At 34.7% G+C, this 17938-nt stretch carries 12 protein-coding genes; 8 read left to right on the top strand and 4 right to left on the bottom strand.

Annotated elements, in window-relative coordinates; translation table 11 throughout:
• Positions 1 to 87 precede the first annotated feature (87 nt).
• A complete protein-coding gene (locus ACVEGE_RS10255) occupies positions 88 to 2994 on the top strand; it encodes a DEAD/DEAH box helicase (protein WP_192501270.1) in 2907 nt (968 codons plus the stop codon).
• Positions 2995 to 3048: 54 nt separating this feature from the next.
• Here ACVEGE_RS10255 and ACVEGE_RS10250 read toward each other — a convergent pair whose 3' ends face one another.
• Complete coding sequence (locus ACVEGE_RS10250; RefSeq protein ID WP_192501271.1) at positions 3049 to 5862, bottom strand: M16 family metallopeptidase; 2814 nt, start codon at positions 5860 to 5862, stop codon at positions 3049 to 3051.
• Positions 5863 to 6032: 170 nt separating this feature from the next.
• Between ACVEGE_RS10250 and ACVEGE_RS10245 the strand changes: the two genes are divergently transcribed.
• The 3 genes from ACVEGE_RS10245 (at position 6033) to pruA (ending at position 9552) form a co-directional block, all read left to right on the top strand.
• Positions 6033 to 7283 (top strand): type IX secretion system plug protein, encoded by a 1251-nt coding sequence (locus ACVEGE_RS10245; RefSeq protein ID WP_192501272.1) that lies wholly within the window; start codon positions 6033 to 6035, stop codon positions 7281 to 7283.
• An 80-nt stretch (positions 7284 to 7363) separates the two neighbouring features.
• Positions 7364 to 7750: a Co2+/Mg2+ efflux protein ApaG gene (gene apaG / locus ACVEGE_RS10240; RefSeq protein ID WP_192501273.1), complete on the top strand. Its 387-nt coding sequence runs from the start codon at positions 7364 to 7366 to the stop codon at positions 7748 to 7750.
• Positions 7751 to 7923: 173 nt separating this feature from the next.
• Complete coding sequence (gene pruA, locus ACVEGE_RS10235) at positions 7924 to 9552, top strand: L-glutamate gamma-semialdehyde dehydrogenase (protein ID WP_192501274.1); 1629 nt, start codon at positions 7924 to 7926, stop codon at positions 9550 to 9552.
• A 144-nt stretch (positions 9553 to 9696) separates the two neighbouring features.
• On the opposite strand, the gene rsmG is transcribed toward pruA, so the two are convergent.
• Positions 9697 to 10326, bottom strand: a complete 630-nt coding sequence (rsmG, locus tag ACVEGE_RS10230) for a 16S rRNA (guanine(527)-N(7))-methyltransferase RsmG (protein WP_173850405.1) — start codon at positions 10324 to 10326, stop codon at positions 9697 to 9699.
• A 108-nt stretch (positions 10327 to 10434) separates the two neighbouring features.
• Between rsmG and ACVEGE_RS10225 the strand changes: the two genes are divergently transcribed.
• From ACVEGE_RS10225 to ACVEGE_RS10215, 3 genes are all read left to right on the top strand, one after another.
• Positions 10435 to 11529, top strand: a complete 1095-nt coding sequence (locus ACVEGE_RS10225) for a fatty acid desaturase family protein (protein ID WP_173850407.1) — start codon at positions 10435 to 10437, stop codon at positions 11527 to 11529.
• A 101-nt stretch (positions 11530 to 11630) separates the two neighbouring features.
• Positions 11631 to 12818, top strand: coding sequence for a pyridoxal phosphate-dependent aminotransferase (locus ACVEGE_RS10220; protein ID WP_192501275.1), 1188 nt, complete (start codon positions 11631 to 11633; stop codon positions 12816 to 12818).
• 400 nt (positions 12819 to 13218) lie between these two features.
• Positions 13219 to 13671, top strand: coding sequence for a ferritin-like domain-containing protein (locus ACVEGE_RS10215; protein ID WP_173850415.1), 453 nt, complete (start codon positions 13219 to 13221; stop codon positions 13669 to 13671).
• 119 nt (positions 13672 to 13790) lie between these two features.
• On the opposite strand, the gene ACVEGE_RS10210 is transcribed toward ACVEGE_RS10215, so the two are convergent.
• A complete protein-coding gene (locus tag ACVEGE_RS10210; RefSeq protein ID WP_192501392.1) occupies positions 13791 to 15707 on the bottom strand; it encodes a DUF2207 domain-containing protein in 1917 nt (638 codons plus the stop codon).
• 8 nt (positions 15708 to 15715) lie between these two features.
• Entirely contained in the window at positions 15716 to 16273 is a 558-nt protein-coding gene (locus tag ACVEGE_RS10205) for a LemA family protein (RefSeq protein ID WP_192501391.1), read from the bottom strand.
• Between the two features lie 503 nt (positions 16274 to 16776).
• Here ACVEGE_RS10205 and purT point away from each other — a divergent pair.
• Positions 16777 to 17937, top strand: coding sequence for a formate-dependent phosphoribosylglycinamide formyltransferase (gene purT / locus ACVEGE_RS10200; RefSeq protein ID WP_192501390.1), 1161 nt, complete (start codon positions 16777 to 16779; stop codon positions 17935 to 17937).
• Position 17938: the final 1 nt, after the last annotated feature.

Here is a 17938-nt window from a genome sequence, read left to right as displayed (position 1 = left end):
AAGATAATTAAGTCGCATGCTTAATTTCCTTAATCCCTTATTAGTGCAATATAGTTACCTCTAATCGTTAAAAACCAAATTATAATTGTGACAACAGTAGCAAAACACCCTTTTTGTTTTGATTTGAGTTGGGATGTAAAAAGTAATTTTTACGTTCCAACAGCTTATGTCGTTTCTGAAGGTTTATCGATTGGCTATTTGGACAAAAAAGCCAGTCCTGAAGTTTTAAAAAGTTACGGCATCGAAATAAACGCCTTATCGAAAGAGGCACAAAAAGCGCTTTCTATTTGCGAAAAATTAACTAGTGAAGCAGTAGCTAAAAAATTCAATACCGGAAAAACCAAAAAAAGCATTGAAGACCTACGGAAAGATACAAAACTTGCGACGGGAATTCAGTTGTACCAAGAAATACAATTAGCCGAATTTTTAAAACTGATCAACACTCATTCTTTTCCAATCTGTTTTTCATTAAACAAGGACAAAGATTTTCAGAAAAATGCTATTTCGACCCAAAATAAAGCATTAGAAGCTAAAATTCATTTTCTAAAAACAGAAGAAGGCATTACCTATACCCTTCAATTGGTAGAAGAAGAACAGGTTTTTTATCCTTCCGAAAAGAAAATAGACATTATTCTGAATGACCCAGCTTGGTTAGTGGTTGACGATAAACTGGTAACGATAAATGCCATTGACGCTAAAAAGATAAAACCGTTTTTAAGCAAGAAAACAATAGATATTCCCGCTCGAACGGTAACCGAATATTTTCAAAAATTCATCAAAGATATTGTCAAAAAAGTAGATGTTACTGCTGATGGTTTTGAAATCATTCAACGCAATGCTATACACAGCTGTCAACTAGAAACAGTACACGATTTTTTCAAAAAATGCTATTATCTGAATTTAAAATTCGACTATAACGGCTATTTGTTTGATGGTTCAAAAACCAAACATAGCCATTCTGAAATTGATTTGGACGATCCAGAACAAATCAAAGTCATTCAATACAAACGTAATGCTGAAAGCGAAGGCTCTTTCGAACAAAAACTACTCCATTTAGGTTTTAATAAAACAGATAATGGCTTTTTTACTCTTTCGCTACAAACAGAAAATAATACCTCACACGATGCAATACAGTGGGTTATAGAAAACAAAGAACAGTTACTATCTATGGGCTTTGCGTTGGACACTTTTTCATTGGACGGAAAAAAAATTCAAACTAACAAACCTGAAATAGCTTTTTCGAATGCGATGCAGAACGATTGGTTTGATATTAAAATCACGATTCGTTGCGGAGCATTTAGTTTTAATTTTAGCGAAATCATTCCGAATTTAAAGCAGCAAAACCAAGTATACATTTTACCCGACGGCAGTTGTTTTTTGATTCCGAAAGAATGGATGGTACAGTACGCACCTTTGGCCAAACTTGCCAAGGTAACTGACAACACATTACAATTACCCAAAAGTAATTATGCAATTTTGAATACGATTCCCGAATTGCAATTGGATACAAAACCAGTACCAACAAAGGAATTCGTGATTTCGCGATTGGTCAAAGCAACTTTGAGACCTTACCAAACGGAAGGTGTAAAATGGCTGTTAGAACATTACCAAAACGGCATGGGCGCCTGTTTGGCCGATGACATGGGATTGGGGAAAACACTCCAAACCTTAACTACATTGGTAGCTGTACAAGAGCAACTCGAAAACCAACAAAGGGAAGCTGAGCAATTAGATTTATTTGGTAATGTGATTCCGCAAGCCAAAGAATATTTGAAGGTTTTGGTCGTACTCCCCTCTTCATTAGTCTTCAACTGGTATAACGAGGCACGAAAATTCACCCCGCACTTGCGTCGCATACAATATGTAGGTAACGATCGAAAGTTGATTGCCAAGAAACTAGCGCGATACGATTTAGTTTTTACTAGTTATGCAATTGCCTCTCGAGATGTTGCTATTTTAGAAAAGTATCAATTTCGTTTTTTAATTTTAGACGAAAGTCAATACATTAAAAACAAAAATTCTAAAATTTTTAAGGCGATCAACCAAATCAAAGCTGATAATAGAATCTCACTAAGCGGTACTCCTATCGAAAATTCGTTGGATGATTTATGGTCTCAAATGGAATTCATCAACCCTGATATTTTGGGCAGTCATGCTTTTTTTGTCAAAAATTATAAAATTCCGATTGAGAAAAATCAAGACGAAACCGTTTTGGCAGAACTCAAAACACTCATTAGTCCGTTCATCTTAAGGCGTACCAAAGAACAAGTTTTGGATGATCTACCCGAATTGACTGAACAAATTTACTACTGCGACATGGAAAAAGAGCAGGAGAAATTATACGAAGAAGAAAAATCTAAGGCACGCAACGCACTCCTACGCACAGACGGGACCAAAGCCGACAAAATCAACATCATCAACACCTTGATGCGTTTGCGACAGTTGAGTAACCATCCTAAAATGATTGATGCCAAATCAGATTTGGACTCTGGTAAGTTTAATGCAGTAACCGATTATTTGACGACTTTAATTCAGTCCAAACAGAAGACGATTGTGTTTAGCTCGTTTGTATCGAATTTAGGATTTTATAAAGAATGGTGTATTGAAAACAAAATTAAATTTTGTGAACTTACGGGTGCTACCGATCAAAAAGATCGTGAAATTGCCGTAAACCGTTTTCAGGAACAAGAGGATATTTTGGTGTTTTTCATTTCGCTTAAAGCAGGTGGTGTTGGCTTGAATATTACCAAAGCATCTTATGTTTTATTTCTGGACCCTTGGTGGAATCCTTTTGCTGAAAAGCAAGGAATTGGTCGTGCACACCGCATTGGTCAATTGAATAAAGTGAACGTTATTCGATTCATATCCAAAAATACGGTCGAGGAGAAAATCATTCGATTACAAGAAACCAAAAAACTACTTTCTGATTCATTGTTAGATGACAATAGTATGAGTCAGGATATTGAGGCCAATTTGAGTTATATTTTAGAATAAAAAATGCCCGCTAAAATTAATTTCAGCGGGCATTTACAATTAACAACTAAACTATTATTTTTGAGTTTCTGGCATTAACACCGCAACTATTTTATCTTTTGTTAAGTATTTTTTAGCAACATCTTGGATATCTTTAGGAGTAATCTTATTGATTGCTTCTTCAACATCTAGAATTCTATTAGGGCTTTTTCCGTCAATATAAGACTGCGTAAAATTACTCAACCAATATTTATTTTCCTTAATATCCTTTTTATAGTCTAACAACTCTGCTTGCTTGAACTTTGCAACATCTTTTTCATCAGGTCCCTTGTCGATCATTTTTTGCAATTCTCTCAAAGCAGAAGCGGTTAATTTCTCTGCATTTTCAGGTCCGCAAGGAAAACCAATTCTAAAATTAAATGAACCGTTTGGCACTTTAGTCATGCTTCCACGAGCACTAACTCCATAAACACCACTTTCATTTTCTCTTAATTCTTCGATCAATTTAATGGTCAAAACCTCCCCTAAAGCTTGCATAGCCAAGGCCTCTTTTTCAGAGTAAACAGCATCTCCATAAAACATAATCGAAACCGTACTTTTAGGATCTGTTCCTTTATTGATTACTTTTTTTAAATCACCTTTAATCATTCTATACCCAAGATCTTTGGCTACATCTTTTTTATCAGTTGACGGTAATGAAGCAATGTATTTAGCCGCAAATTCTTCCATTACTTTATCATCTACATTTCCAACGAAAAAGAATTCAAAATCTCCTGCATTAGCAAAACGCTCTTTGTATTTTTTGTAGGCTAAAGCATAATCCGTTTGTGCCCATGATTTTTCTGTTGGTATAATTCCGTTAAATCTAGGGTCCTCTTTATATAAATAGGCGTACAATTCTTGTTGAAAGAAAAACGACGGCTGCGAAGCCATATTGTTATAAAAAGCAGCCTGTTTTTGCTTAAAGCTATCAAAAGTTTCTTGATCAAAGTTTAAATCCGTGAAATATGCGTACACATTTTGGAATAAATATTCTAAATCTTTTGGTGTAGCACTACCGTTTAATCCTTCCGTAATTGTACCAATGTAAGGACTAACCGTAGCAATTTTACCAGACATGAATTTATTTATATCGTTTAATTTTAAACCTGAAAAACCTGCTTCACTCAAAGCACCATTAGCAAAGTTCGTTTTTATTACTTCTTCATTAGAATACATATTACTACCTCCAAAGCTCACTGCTTGCATTAAGATTTCGTCATTCTTAAAGTCGGTTTTTTTGTATTTCACTTTAGCGCCATTAGATAGAAACAATGTTGTAGTTCCTATTTTAGCATCAAATTCTTTTTTTAGAATAGTACCTGGTTTCACTTCATTTCTTAACAAGCTAGTCACTTGTTTGGAGTCTTGGTACGGAGTAATATCAGCAACATTAATTTTTAATGCATCTAGAACTTGTTGTTCTGTCACTTTTACCAAACCTTCTTTTTCAGGCCCCGTAATAATTACCACTCTATTGTCTTCTTTCACCAAGTCTTTCATGTATTTACTCACCTCAGCTAATGTGATAGAAGGCAACAATTCTTTGGTAGTTTTGTACTCCCACTCAATCCCAGGAGCTGGAACTTGCTCTAGAAATTGAGATTGATACTGCGAAACATAATTATCTGATTCCGTTTTATCGCGATCATTATATTGTTTTTCATATTGTGCAAATACTTCTGCTTTCGCTCTTTCAAGTTCTCCTTCGGTAAATCCGTACTTCTTAGCACGTTCATTTTCGATCGCTAAAACTTTTAATGCCTCTAGTTGAGAACCTTCTTGAGGTACCGCAACAGATTGATAAGCTTCCTTAGTTCTAGCATAAGTTCCGCCATGATAAGAATACCCATATGTAAAAGGCGGTTTAGAAGAGTTAATTAATTCTTGTAACCTGTTGTTGATCATTGTAGCAAACAAACCTTCGGTCATGTTATCTTTATAATCGCCAATTGTTTTCATTTTTTTTGGCGTTCCATAATCTTTATACATTAATTGAACTAAAGTATAGGGTGCTTCCTTGTCACTTTCAACGGCAACAAAGGTTTCTTTGTGATTAGGAACTTCAAATATTTTACGTTCCTTTTCGTTTGCAGGATTCTTATATTTAGAGAAATGTTCTTTAATTTTTTTCTCCATTGCCGCAACATCAATATCACCAACTACGATAACACTTATCAAATCCGGACGGTACCAATCTTTATAGAAACTTATAATTTTATCGTATTTGAATTTTTCTAAAATTTCTTTTTCACCAATTGGCAAACGATCAGCATAATGTGAATTATACATCATTTTAGGCAGGTAACGCCCCAGCATTCTTTTATCAGCACCAAGTCCTAAACGATATTCCTCAAGTACAACTCCTCTTTCTTTTTCAATTTCTTCAGGAGTTAAATCAGCATTGAAAGCCCAATCTTCAATAATATTAAATCCATTTTCTAGTTTTTCTGGACTATCAGATGGAATAGGTAAAAAATATACCGTTTCGTCAAAACTCGTGTAAGCATTTAAATGCTGACCAAATTTCACTCCAATACTTTGAAGGTAATCTACTAGTTTATTTTTAGGAAAGCGTTTGGTACCATTAAAATTCATGTGCTCCATAAAATGTGCTAATCCTCTTTGATCATCATTTTCTAGTATAGAACCTGCATTAATGACTAATCTTAAATCAACTTTATTCTCTGGTTTGGCATTTTTCTTGATATAATAAGTAAGTCCGTTTTCGAGAACACCTGTTTTTACTGAAGGATCAGCAGGTATTTTTTTAGATAGATCAATATTTTGTGCAAACATTGCAGAAGAACAAAGTATTAACCCAAGGGTAACTTTAGAAAATTGTTTCATATGGTTTTGTTTATTTTAGATAAACTTAATCATAAAAAATTAAAAACAAGGGGATTAATAAGTATATTTTAACATTTTTCTTACATTAAACAATAACTTTCCTAAAACCAGTTAATCTAATTTATAGTTATTTAATTAGTACATTTAGCCCATCAATCACTTTATTTACAATGAGAAAAATAGTCACATTAGCATTTTTAGCAACAATACAGCTCTTATTTTCACAAGTACAAAATGAGGTTGCTCCACCTTTTAACATCAAGACAGTTTCGTTTGTACAAAACAATCAAAATGTGTTTCCAATATTTCCATTGGGCACTGGATTTCAAATACAATTTGATGATTTATATGGAAATGAAGCCGATTATTATTATGAAATCGTGCACTGTGACTATAACTGGATCCCTACTGCGATTCCAAAAAACGAATACCTAGAAGGATTTGATAACCAAAGAATTCAAAATTATAGCAATTCCTTTAATACGTTACAAATTTACTCCCATTACACATTAGCAATACCCAATCAATATACTTTACAACTTAAATTAAGTGGCAATTACATAATTACGGTTTTAAATGATGCTAAAGAAGTTGTTTTTACTCGAAAATTCATTCTTTACGAAGAATCAGTTAAAGTGCCTATGCAAATAAAAAGAGCACGAACAATTGATAATTTAAATTACAAACAAAACATTGAGTTCTCTATTAATTCAACAACGCTAAATTTCCAGAACCCGTTAAAGAATGTGAAAGTTGCCATTTTGCAAAATGGGAAATTTAATACTGCCATTAAAAATATCGTTCCGCAATACACTATTGGAAATGAATTAATCTACAAATATGATAAAGAAACACAGTTCTGGGCTGGAAATGAATTTTTATATTTTGAAAATAAAGACATTCGTACTTCTGGAAACAATGTCGCTCATGTAGATGCAAATACTGCTATATACGGAAGCCATTTATTCACTAATAACGCCAGAGCAACTTTCCCATATTCATTTTCACAAGATGTTAACGGAAACTTTTTAGTCAAAAACACTAATGCTAGTGACAACGAGATTGAAGCCGACTATGCATGGGTTTATTTCAGCTTATCGGCACCTTCATTTAGATTGGACAAGGATATTTACATTACCGGAATGTTCAACAATTACAGCATGTCTGACGAGAATAAAATGGACTACAATGAAAAAAAAGGAATCTACGAGAAAGCGCTTTTGATAAAACAAGGCTTTACCAATTTTGAATATACTATTGCCGACAAAAAAGGCACAATCGATTTAGAACATGCCATTGACGGAAATTTTTATCAAACAGAAAACAATTACACTATATTAGTGTACTACAAAGAAAGTAGCGGTCGTTATGATCAGGTAATAGGAAAAACTGAGTTAAGTTCCTTAAATATAGTTAATTAAAATATTAACTCAAAAAGAGTAAAACAAAATCAAATTTTTGTACTTTTGTTGTTATAACATACTCTCATACCCTAATTTATATGGTTTCTCAAATTACAAGAGGCATAAAAATATCCGTTTTGACTAGTTTTGAAGGTACTTACTTCAAGAACTACAAGATTCATTTTGCCTTTAGTTACGAGATCACAATTGAAAATCATAGTAAGGATTCGGTACAGCTTACTTCGCGTCATTGGGAAATTCATGATTCCTTAAATGATATTGAAATTGTTGATGGTGAAGGAATCATTGGAAAAAAACCTGTTTTAAAACCAGGAGAATTACATACTTACAGTTCTGGTTGTTTACTATCATCTCCTTACGGAGCAATGAAAGGGTATTTCAATATGATTAACTTTACAACCACGAAAACTTTTAAAGTTTTAATCCCAACATTTAGACTTTGTGCCCCTTTTGCTTTAAATTAAGTCAATTAACCTAAATAACTTCATATTCTTCGGGCATATTTATCTTATTTTTAAATTATCCTTTGTACTTTTGTTACACAATAAATTTTTCGCAATATTTTGCTGAATTTATGTCTAATCAGAATGTCTAATCTCGTCTGTTATTTTTTTGCAGATGAACAAATCAAAATATCATGCTAAAAGGATTTTTTAACGTACCAAAAGCGGTAAATGAACCAGTAAAAGGGTACGCGCCAAATTCACCTGAAAGAGCAGCTGTACAAGCAGCTTACACTAAAATGTGGAATTCTACAATTGACGTTCCCTTATACATCGGAAGTGAAGAAATTAGAACTGGAAACACTAAAAATATGACGGCTCCTCACGACCACAAGCATGTTGTAGGAACGTACCACCTTGCTGAGAAATCGCATGTTGAAAAAGCTATTGCAAACGCATTAGAATCTAGAACAGCATGGGCAAACATGGCATGGGAACAAAGAGCAGCTATCTTTTTAAAAGCAGCTGAACTAATCGCAGGACCATACAGAGCAAGAATCAATGCAGCGACAATGATCGCACAATCTAAAAATATTCACCAAGCAGAAATTGATGCTTCCTGTGAGTTAATTGACTTTTTACGTTTTAACGTAGAGTTCATGACGCAAATATATGGAGACCAACCTTCTTCTACCTCTGATATGTGGAACCGTTTAGAATACCGTCCTCTTGAAGGATTTGTATACGCGATTACACCTTTTAACTTTACAGCAATTGCTGCTAATCTTCCAGCAAGTGCTGCAATGATGGGTAACGTTGTGGTATGGAAACCAAGTGATAGCCAAGTATTTTCGGCTCAAATTATTATCGAAGTTTTCAAAGAAGCTGGAGTTCCTGATGGAGTTATCAACGTAGTTTTTGGAGATGCTTTAATGGTGACTGACACCGTTCTTGCAAGCCGTGACTTCGCAGGACTACACTTTACAGGTTCGACTCATGTATTTAAAGATATCTGGGCAAAAATAGGAACAAACATACACCACTATAAAACATACCCAAGAATTGTAGGAGAAACTGGAGGAAAAGATTTTATCATCGCTCACTCTAGCGCTAATCCTAAACAAGTTTCTACAGGAATTGTACGTGGTGCATTTGAATTTCAAGGTCAAAAATGTTCAGCAGCTTCAAGAGCATACGTACCACAAAGTATGTGGCCAGCTGTTAAAGAACAAATTATCACTGATGTTAAATCCATGAAAATGGGATCTCCAGAAGATTTTAGCAACTTTATTACTGCAGTAATTCACGAAGGTTCATTTGACAAATTGGCTAGTTTTATTGACCAAGCTAAAAAAGATACTGACGCTGAAATCATCGTTGGTGGAAACTACGACAAATCAGTAGGGTATTTTATTGAGCCAACAGTTATCGTAACTACAAATCCTCACTATTCAACAATGGAAACCGAATTATTCGGACCTGTGATGACTATTTTCGTTTACGAAGATGCAAAATGGGAAGAGACGCTTGAATTAGTAGATTCAACTTCTGAGTACGCATTAACAGGAGCTGTTTTCAGTACCGATCGTTATGCAATCGAAGTAGCAACTGTAAAATTACAAAATGCTGCAGGTAACTTCTATATCAACGATAAACCAACAGGTGCCGTTGTAGGACAACAACCATTTGGTGGAGCAAGAGCTTCAGGAACAAACGACAAAGCAGGTTCTCCATTGAACTTATTGCGTTGGGCTTCTCCTAGAACTATCAAAGAAACATTTGTAACTCCAGTAGATTACAGATACCCATTTTTGGGAGAATAATATTCTAAGTTGCAAAGTCTCTGAGTGACAAAGCTACTAAGCTTTACTACTTATGAAAACATAAAAAAAGCCGAATCTATAATTTTAGATTCGGCTTTTTGCTTTATATCATTACGTAACGTCAGTCTTACGACTGTACGAACATTATACCACAAACTTCAGTGGTAAATGCACTACTTTTTTAGTTTCAAAGAATTCATCTTCAAAAAAGTCGGCTAGATTGTATTCTGTTGCTTTAGGGAATGCAGCTAACTCTTCGGTTAGATCGCCTCCTTTAAGGTATAAAATTCCGTTTTTTAACGCATGTTTTTGCTGCTTTTTTATTTTGGTTTTAACCCAAGAAACAAAATCTGGCATGTTTGTAACGGCACGACTTACAATAAAGTCAAAATCACCTTTTACATTTTCGGCACGCATTTGCTCAGCTTTTACATTTTTTAATTCTAAAGCATCAACAACACCTTGTACCACTTTAATTTTTTTGGCAATAACATCAATCAAGTAAAAGCGAGTCTCAGGAAAAAGGATTGCTAAAGGCACTCCTGGAAACCCACCACCTGTACCTACGTCAAGGACATAAGTCCCAGGTTCAAATTTCATGATTTTAGCAATTCCTAATGAATGCAAAATATGTTTTGTGTATAAAGCGTCAATATCTTTTCTAGAAATGACATTTATTTTTTCGTTCCAATCGTGGTATAAAAAGTCCAATTTTGCGAATTGCTCTTTTTGAATATCAGTCAAATTAGGAAAATACTTCAAAATCTCGTCCATCGTTCTATTTTTTTAACAAAAGTACTCTTTTTAAGCCTTAAATATTTAACTCAATTTTGCAGAGTTGAAAATTTTAATAATTATCTTTGGAACTTATTACAATTACATATGATTAATACTGCACCTACATTTGCTAAGCAAGACAAACTGAAGTTTTTCAGAACACTTAACTCACGGGTTAACAACTACTTCAAAGAAAATAATATAAAAAAGACAGGAAACTGGAGATTATACTTAAAAACCATAATCTTATTTGCTGTTTTTCTAGCGCCTTATTTTTTAATCCTTACACTTGATATGCCTTTTTGGGCCCATCTTTTACTAACCATTGTTATGGGAATAGGAATGGCTGGCGTAGGAATGAATGTAATGCATGACGGAAACCACGGTTCTTATTCTAATAAAAGCTGGGTCAACAAATTCATGGGAGGAACCATTTATGTTCTTGCTGGAAACGTTTATAACTGGCAAGTACAACATAATGTATTGCACCACACCTATACCAATATCCCTGGACATGATGAGGATCTTGATGCTGGTAGAATTATCCGTTTTACAAAGGACGCAAAATGGCATAGTTTTCATCGTTTCCAACAATATTATTCGGTTTTCTTATACGGTTTGTTAACATTCAACTGGGCTATTACCACTGATTTTAAGCAAATGAAAAGTTACCTAAAAAGAAAACTATCTTATGGTGAAGCTAAAAGCCCAAAAATTCTTTGGACAACTTTAATTATTACAAAACTAATTTACGTTTCGATCTGGATTGTATTACCTATAGTTATTGGAATTACATGGTGGAAAGTACTTATTGGTTTTTTCATTATGCATTATACAGCTGGATTAATTTTGAGCGTAGTTTTCCAATTAGCGCATGTCGTTGAAGAAACTACAAATCCTTCACCAAATGAATTAGGAGAAATGGACAATACTTGGGCAATTCACCAATTGTTCACAACAACTAATTTCGCTCCAAAAAATGCTATTATAAATTGGTATACCGGAGGATTAAATCACCAAATAGAACACCATATTTTCCCGAACATCAGTCATGTTCATTATGGTAAAATTGCAAGAATCGTTAAGGAAACAGCGCAAGAGTGCAACCTTCCTTATTACGAATATAAAACAATGCGTAGTGCCGTAATTGCTCACTTTAAGCATTTAAAAGATTTAGGAATGAAACCAGAGTTAATATAACTTAAGGGCTTCTTGAAATTTTAAATTATATCTATAAAACTAAGAACTAATCAATAACTACCCCTTAAAAACTATTATTTAGGGAAACAATTCAACTAATAATGAACCCACTTTCAGACAGAATTAACAATTTAGCGACTTCACAAACATTAGCGATGGCTGCTTTAGCTAGAGAATTAAAAGCGCAAGGAAAAGACATCATCAGTTTAAGTTTAGGAGAACCTGACTTTAATACACCTGACTTCATCAAAGAAGCAGCAAAACAAGCAATTGACGACAATTACAGTACTTATTCACCAGTAGAAGGATACGGAGACTTGAAAGAAGCAATTTGCCGAAAATTTAAAAGAGACAACAATCTAGATTACAAACCATCTCAAATTGTAGTTTCAACAGGAGCAAAACAATCCTTATACAACATTGCGCAAGTAATGCTAAACGATGGTGACGAGGTTATTTTGCCAGCACCTTACTGGGTTTCTTATTTTGAAATTGTAAAACTTTCTGGAGGTGTTCCTGTAGAAGTTCCTACATCAATAGACACTGATTTTAAAATCACACCTGCACAGTTAGAAGCAGCAATCACACCAAAAACTAAAATGATGTGGTTCTCTTCTCCTTGTAACCCATCAGGATCAGTTTACAATAGAGAAGAATTAACTGCTCTAGCGGCAGTATTAGAAAAGCACCCACACGTTTACGTTGTTGCTGATGAAATCTATGAACATATCAACTTTTCGGGAACTTTTTGCAGCATTGCATCAATCCCAGAAATGTTTGATAAAACCATAACTGTAAACGGAGTTGCAAAAGCATTTGCAATGACAGGGTACCGAATTGGTTATATTGGAGGACCTGAATTCATTGCAAAAGCGTGTACTAAAATTCAAGGTCAAGTAACTTCAGGAGCTAATTCTATCGCACAACGCGCTACAATTACTGCTGTAGACGCAGATCCATCTGTATTGAAACACATGGTTGACGCCTTCCATTCTCGTAGAGATTTAGTAGTAGGCTTATTAAAAGAGATCCCAGGAGTAAAAATAAACGTTCCAGAAGGAGCTTTTTATGTATTCCCTGATGTATCTTCTTTCTTTGGAAAAACATTAAGAGGAACTGAAATCAAAAACGCAATGGATTTGTCCATGTACCTTTTAGCGGAAGCTAACGTAGCAACAGTTACAGGTGACGCTTTTGGAAACCCTGATTGTATTCGTTTTTCATATGCGACAAGTGATGACATATTAAAAGAAGCTTTAAAAAGAATTAAAGCAGCTTTGGCTGCTTAATTCCTTATTAAATTATAACGACAATGCCTCAAGATTCATTTCTTGAGGCATTTTTTATTTCACTGACCATATAAAGATTTTGACTAGCCACACCATAAAAGCTTGGACTCCAAATTATGCTACAGCACACTACACTACCTTTTTATTTCTTTATCGCACCTTAAAAAATGAAACCACTAACCATAAAGCAACACCATAATTCATTCGAAAAACAACTATTTTTGGATGATTACAAATTTTAATTCCACAATTCCATTCTCTTTTCTACAACCACCACTGTATATCGATACCTTAAATTAATGATTCCACAATTTTATAAAAACCAATGAAAATCTTGTAAGACAAACGCAGCATTCTCTTCCCATCTTTGTATTATAATATTAACTAAAAAACAAACATCATGATAAATACAGATGAAAAAAGAGAAGAGATTGTAAATACGTTAGACGGATTAATTGCAATTCTTGAAGATGGAAAATTAGGCTACACTAATGCTGCGGAGCATGTAGAAAATACAGCTATGAAAACCGACTTTACACAATATGCTCGTGAACGCGCTTTATTTATTGTAGAATTACAAGACGAAATTAACAAATTAGGAAAATCTACTGATACATCTGGTGGTGGAGCATTAGGAGCAATTCACCGCGCTTGGATCGATATTAAATCTTCATTCACAAGTGGCGACACTGAAGCTATTGTAAACGCCTGTATCACTGGTGAAGAAGCAGCGATTGAAAAATACGAAATGGCATTGAAAAAAGAAGAATTAGAACAAAGCCAAATTGCCGTTATTTCAAAACAGTTAAATAGTATCAAAGCTATTTTGATGAAATTAAACTTAAATAGTTAAGCCATTGCTTGACCATTTTGCACAAAAAAATACCTCAGGAAATGTTCTTGAGGTATTTTTTTTGTTTATATCATTTGGTGTTATTTTTTGTTTTAAAATTTTTAAAAAAGTAACAACTGTTACCAGCCACCGCCTCCACCACCGCCACCGCCGCCGCCAGAGCTTCCACCACCTGAACTTCCACTACTCCAGCTACCGCTGCTTCCACTGCTACTACTTCTACTACTAGAACTACTTGGTGGTGAAGGATCTACTTTAGACGCGCTTACTGATTTTCCAAAACTAGATACAAAACCACTAGATGCGATATAAAAACCTTCATTGCCTGAATACCACGCTGGATCATATTTCGCCAACTCAAGTACGGTTTCAAATTGTTTGCCCCAAGCCACATCTACATCTAGTGCAATAGCGTAAGGTAATAACTCTTCAAATAATTCGGGTGTTTGCTCTGGTGGGTTAAGCATATTCATGCGGTCTTTTTCAGCAGTTTCAAGATACATTTTAAAACCTTCGATCCTTTCCATTGCCTCTAAACCTATTTGAGTGTGTTTTTCGATACTAAAAACATAAACAACATAAGCCAATATAATAACTGCCTGAACCCCTAACTGCATCCAAGTAGCCGAAAACAAAGAGAAAATATAAATAAATACAGTAGGTATTACCCAGAAAAAACACAACAGCCCCCTAAGGATAATTAATCCTAAATGCTCTATTTTCTTTCTAAGCCATAATACTATTGCTATTGATCCTGCTATTGAAGGTATTAAAAAACCATAATTAACATAGCCTTTTGTTCTACTCAGTAGTAAAAAAATCAAACCTATATTTACAAGTAATAAAAAACCCAGCCACTTTTTCCGAGTCGTGCTTACGTGATAAGATTCAATTTTAATTTGTTTAGCAACCCTATTTTGCCATCCATTATAAGCCTTTTCAAATATTTTGTACGAGGTCATACTCACTAAAATACGCACTCGATCAGCAAGAGGTTTAAAAAAAGCTTGCTCCTCGTCACTTAAATTACTAGGCGTTTTGTTTAAAACTTCAATCTCATATATTTTACTGTTTGTAAAAACACCTTCATCAATAGTTTCATTAATTTTAATTGCACCTTTGACAGCTGTATTTATGACTGATGCCATATACACTTCATCATTAAGTCCATTATTATACACATAGCCTACAATAGCCGGAGACCAGGCAAACGGAGGTCTGAACTCAGGAATAATAGCGCTTGAACGATTGCGTTTTTTTCCAAATCTTTGGTAAAAACAAAAAAACAATGCCGCTATTCCAAAAACTACAGACCACAACATTTCCTTTATTTGTTTATAAAATGAAGCTGATTTCTCAAGCGTACTAGGAGGCAAAACCAACTCTTTATCAAAGGAAGCTGCAACAGTCAACCCTTCATAAGGGCGCAAACCGTCAATTGAAAAACTGGCTACAGTCTTATTATTAATTAAACGATTAGTTGCATTTGAACCTTTAGCACCATCTGAACCACTGTAACTATACAAACTTTTGAATTCGGCATTTTCTTTAGGTAAATAAATCTCGCATGCAGCATGATCAATTGAAAACTGCCAGTCGTTTCCTGTCACGTTCCAATACAATTCATCATAATCATCAAAATACCCTATTTGATAGGGCAAACTATAAGTGATTTGATACGTATAGGTACCTACATCTAGATCCCTATCTTTACTACCTATGTAAATTTTATAAAAATCATCTTCCTCTTTTGTGAAATACGGCTCTTTGATTCCGTCCTTTTTAATGGAATTAATCTCATATCCTAAATCAATTTCATTACCATCTTTATCTTTCCTATTTAATGGCAAAACCCTCAGCAACCCATGCTTAAATTGATTTCCTTCTGCTTTAATTTGGATACTTTCAGTTACCTGAATAATTCCAGAATGTTGGATTTGAATTTTTGCATCAAAACGAATGATCTTTTCTTGGGCATTCCCATAAAAAAAGAACAACAAACTTATAAAAGCTACTATTTTCTTTACTTGCATCATTCCCATAATTAAAACTGAACTTTAGGTGTTTCCCTTTGTGTAGCATCTGCTAACACTAAAAAGTCTTTTTTAGCAAAACCAAAAGCATTTGCAATTACTACCCCCGGAAAACTTTGCACCGCAATATTATAATCTCTTACCGTACCGTTATAATATCTTTTAGAGCGTTCAATATCGGTTTCTAAATTTAATAAATCAGTTTGTAAACTCTGGAAGTTTGTATTCGCTTTCAAGTCGGGATAATTTTCTGCCAAAGCAAAAATTTTAGTCACTGCTTGACTCAAATTAGCATCCATTTGCATTTTTTGTTCGTTAGACTGCACGCCCGATGCTTGATTACGCAACCTTACAATTTCAGTCAAGGTTTCCTTTTCGTGTGTTGCATACCCTTTGATTGTTTCAATTAAATTCGGAATCAAATCAAACCGTTTTTTCAATATCACATCAATACCACTTAACGCCTCCTCAACCATATTCCTTTTGGAAACAAAACCATTATAGAGCATAATTAAAAACCCTATCAACACAATAAAAAGCACTAAAATAGCGACTAAAATTAAAACCATTTTTATTAAAATTTAAATTTATTAATCATTTATGAAACTAACCATTAGCACGTAATTCCTAAAAATTACCACCCAAAATTATAAAGTATTCTTAATATTTTTACCGAAAATACATAATTAAGCCTTGTTTATTCTACTTTATCTTTAAAAATTAATAAGTAATTATACAAACAGTCTCATTTTTCAATAAATGATTAACGTAAGAATAGTTGTTGTATTAAATTTAAGAGCATTTTTATTCATGAAAACAACTTGGGCGTAACCATGCTTCCACTAGCGTTTGAGCATTGGTCGGGCTTTCGGCTATATCTCTTCGTTGCACTACGAGGATGCCGCCTCTATCCCTTACGCAAAACCCACAAACTTTAAATAACTTTTGTAAAATTTCTAATCAAAAAAAAAACGATAGAAAAAACAACAAATTCTCCTTAAAATACTTTCTAATTTTGCGGTGACAAAAAAGCAATTCAGTATTTTTACAATCCAATTAAGACAACAAAAAAATGAAAATACTATTGCTAGGTTCAGGTGAATTAGGAAAAGAATTTGTAATCGCAGCACAACGCATCGGGCAAACCATAATTGCTGTTGACAGCTATGAAAACGCACCTGCCATGCAAGTAGCTCATGGATTTGAAGTCATTAATATGCTCAACGGAACAGAACTTGATCGCATCGTAGCAAAACACAAACCTGATTTTATCGTTCCCGAAATTGAAGCCATTCGCACGGAACGCTTCTATGACTACGAAAAACAAGGGATTACCGTAGTCCCTTCTGCGAAAGCGGCCAACTTTACAATGAATCGCAAAGCCATTCGCGATTTAGCCTCCAAAGAACTGGGGTTAAAAACGGCAGCTTATCGCTACGCCACCACTGCCTTGGAATTACAAAAAGGAGTAGAAGCCGTAGGAATGCCTTGCGTGGTAAAACCCTTAATGTCGTCATCTGGAAAAGGGCAATCAACTATAAAAACAACTGACGATATCGAGAAAGCGTGGCAATACGCCGTGGAAGGTTCTCGCGGTGATGTAGTCGAAGTTATTGTAGAAGCTTTTGTCAAATTCAATTCGGAAATCACATTATTAACCGTTACTCAAAACAACAACCCAACTTTGTTTTGTGCACCCATAGGTCACCGTCAAGAACGCGGAGATTATCAAGAAAGTTGGCAACCCGCCAGAATATCCGACAAGGATTTATACGAAGCACAAGACATGGCCGAAAAAGTAACTGAAGCCTTAGGTGGCGCCGGACTTTTTGGAGTCGAATTTTTCTTGGCTGATGATGGTGTTTATTTCTCCGAGCTTTCGCCTCGACCACACAATACTGGAATGGTAACACTAGCTGGAACGCAAAACTTCAACGAATTCGAATTGCACCTAAGAGCGATATTGAGTTTACCTATTTGTAGCATAACTTTAGAAAAAGCGGGAGCAAGTGCTGTTGTATTAGCTTCCCAAAATAGTACCAACCCAACATTCACTGGACTAGAAAAAATAGCTGCTTTACCCAAAACCGACTTTAGAATATTTGGAAAACCAAGCTCACGTCCCTACCGCCGCATGGCAGTTGCCTTAACAAACGACACCTTAGAAACTCCTATTGAAGAAATTACTGAAAGAGCAATACAAGCTGCAGCTTTACTTAAAGTTCAATCGTAAA

The organism is Flavobacterium sp. PL002, from assembly GCF_054165825.1.
The sequence above is the reverse complement of the archived record's forward strand: the minus strand, read 5'-3'. Positions and strand labels throughout refer to the sequence as shown.

What these genes read in the sequence shown, in the direction of transcription:
- pruA (WP_192501274.1), top strand. Translation starts at nt 7,924, where the DNA reads ATGCTAAAAGGATTTTTTAACGTACCAAAAGCGGTAAATGAACCAGTA.
- purT (WP_192501390.1), top strand. Translation starts at nt 16,777, where the DNA reads ATGAAAATACTATTGCTAGGTTCAGGTGAATTAGGAAAAGAATTTGTA.
- ACVEGE_RS10210 (WP_192501392.1), bottom strand. Translation starts at nt 15,707, where the DNA reads ATGATGCAAGTAAAGAAAATAGTAGCTTTTATAAGTTTGTTGTTCTTT.
- ACVEGE_RS10205 (WP_192501391.1), bottom strand. Translation starts at nt 16,273, where the DNA reads ATGGTTTTAATTTTAGTCGCTATTTTAGTGCTTTTTATTGTGTTGATA.
- ACVEGE_RS10215 (WP_173850415.1), top strand. Translation starts at nt 13,219, where the DNA reads ATGATAAATACAGATGAAAAAAGAGAAGAGATTGTAAATACGTTAGAC.
- apaG (WP_192501273.1), top strand. Translation starts at nt 7,364, where the DNA reads ATGGTTTCTCAAATTACAAGAGGCATAAAAATATCCGTTTTGACTAGT.
- ACVEGE_RS10225 (WP_173850407.1), top strand. Translation starts at nt 10,435, where the DNA reads ATGATTAATACTGCACCTACATTTGCTAAGCAAGACAAACTGAAGTTT.
- ACVEGE_RS10220 (WP_192501275.1), top strand. Translation starts at nt 11,631, where the DNA reads ATGAACCCACTTTCAGACAGAATTAACAATTTAGCGACTTCACAAACA.
- rsmG (WP_173850405.1), bottom strand. Translation starts at nt 10,326, where the DNA reads ATGGACGAGATTTTGAAGTATTTTCCTAATTTGACTGATATTCAAAAA.
- ACVEGE_RS10245 (WP_192501272.1), top strand. Translation starts at nt 6,033, where the DNA reads ATGAGAAAAATAGTCACATTAGCATTTTTAGCAACAATACAGCTCTTA.
- ACVEGE_RS10250 (WP_192501271.1), bottom strand. Translation starts at nt 5,862, where the DNA reads ATGAAACAATTTTCTAAAGTTACCCTTGGGTTAATACTTTGTTCTTCT.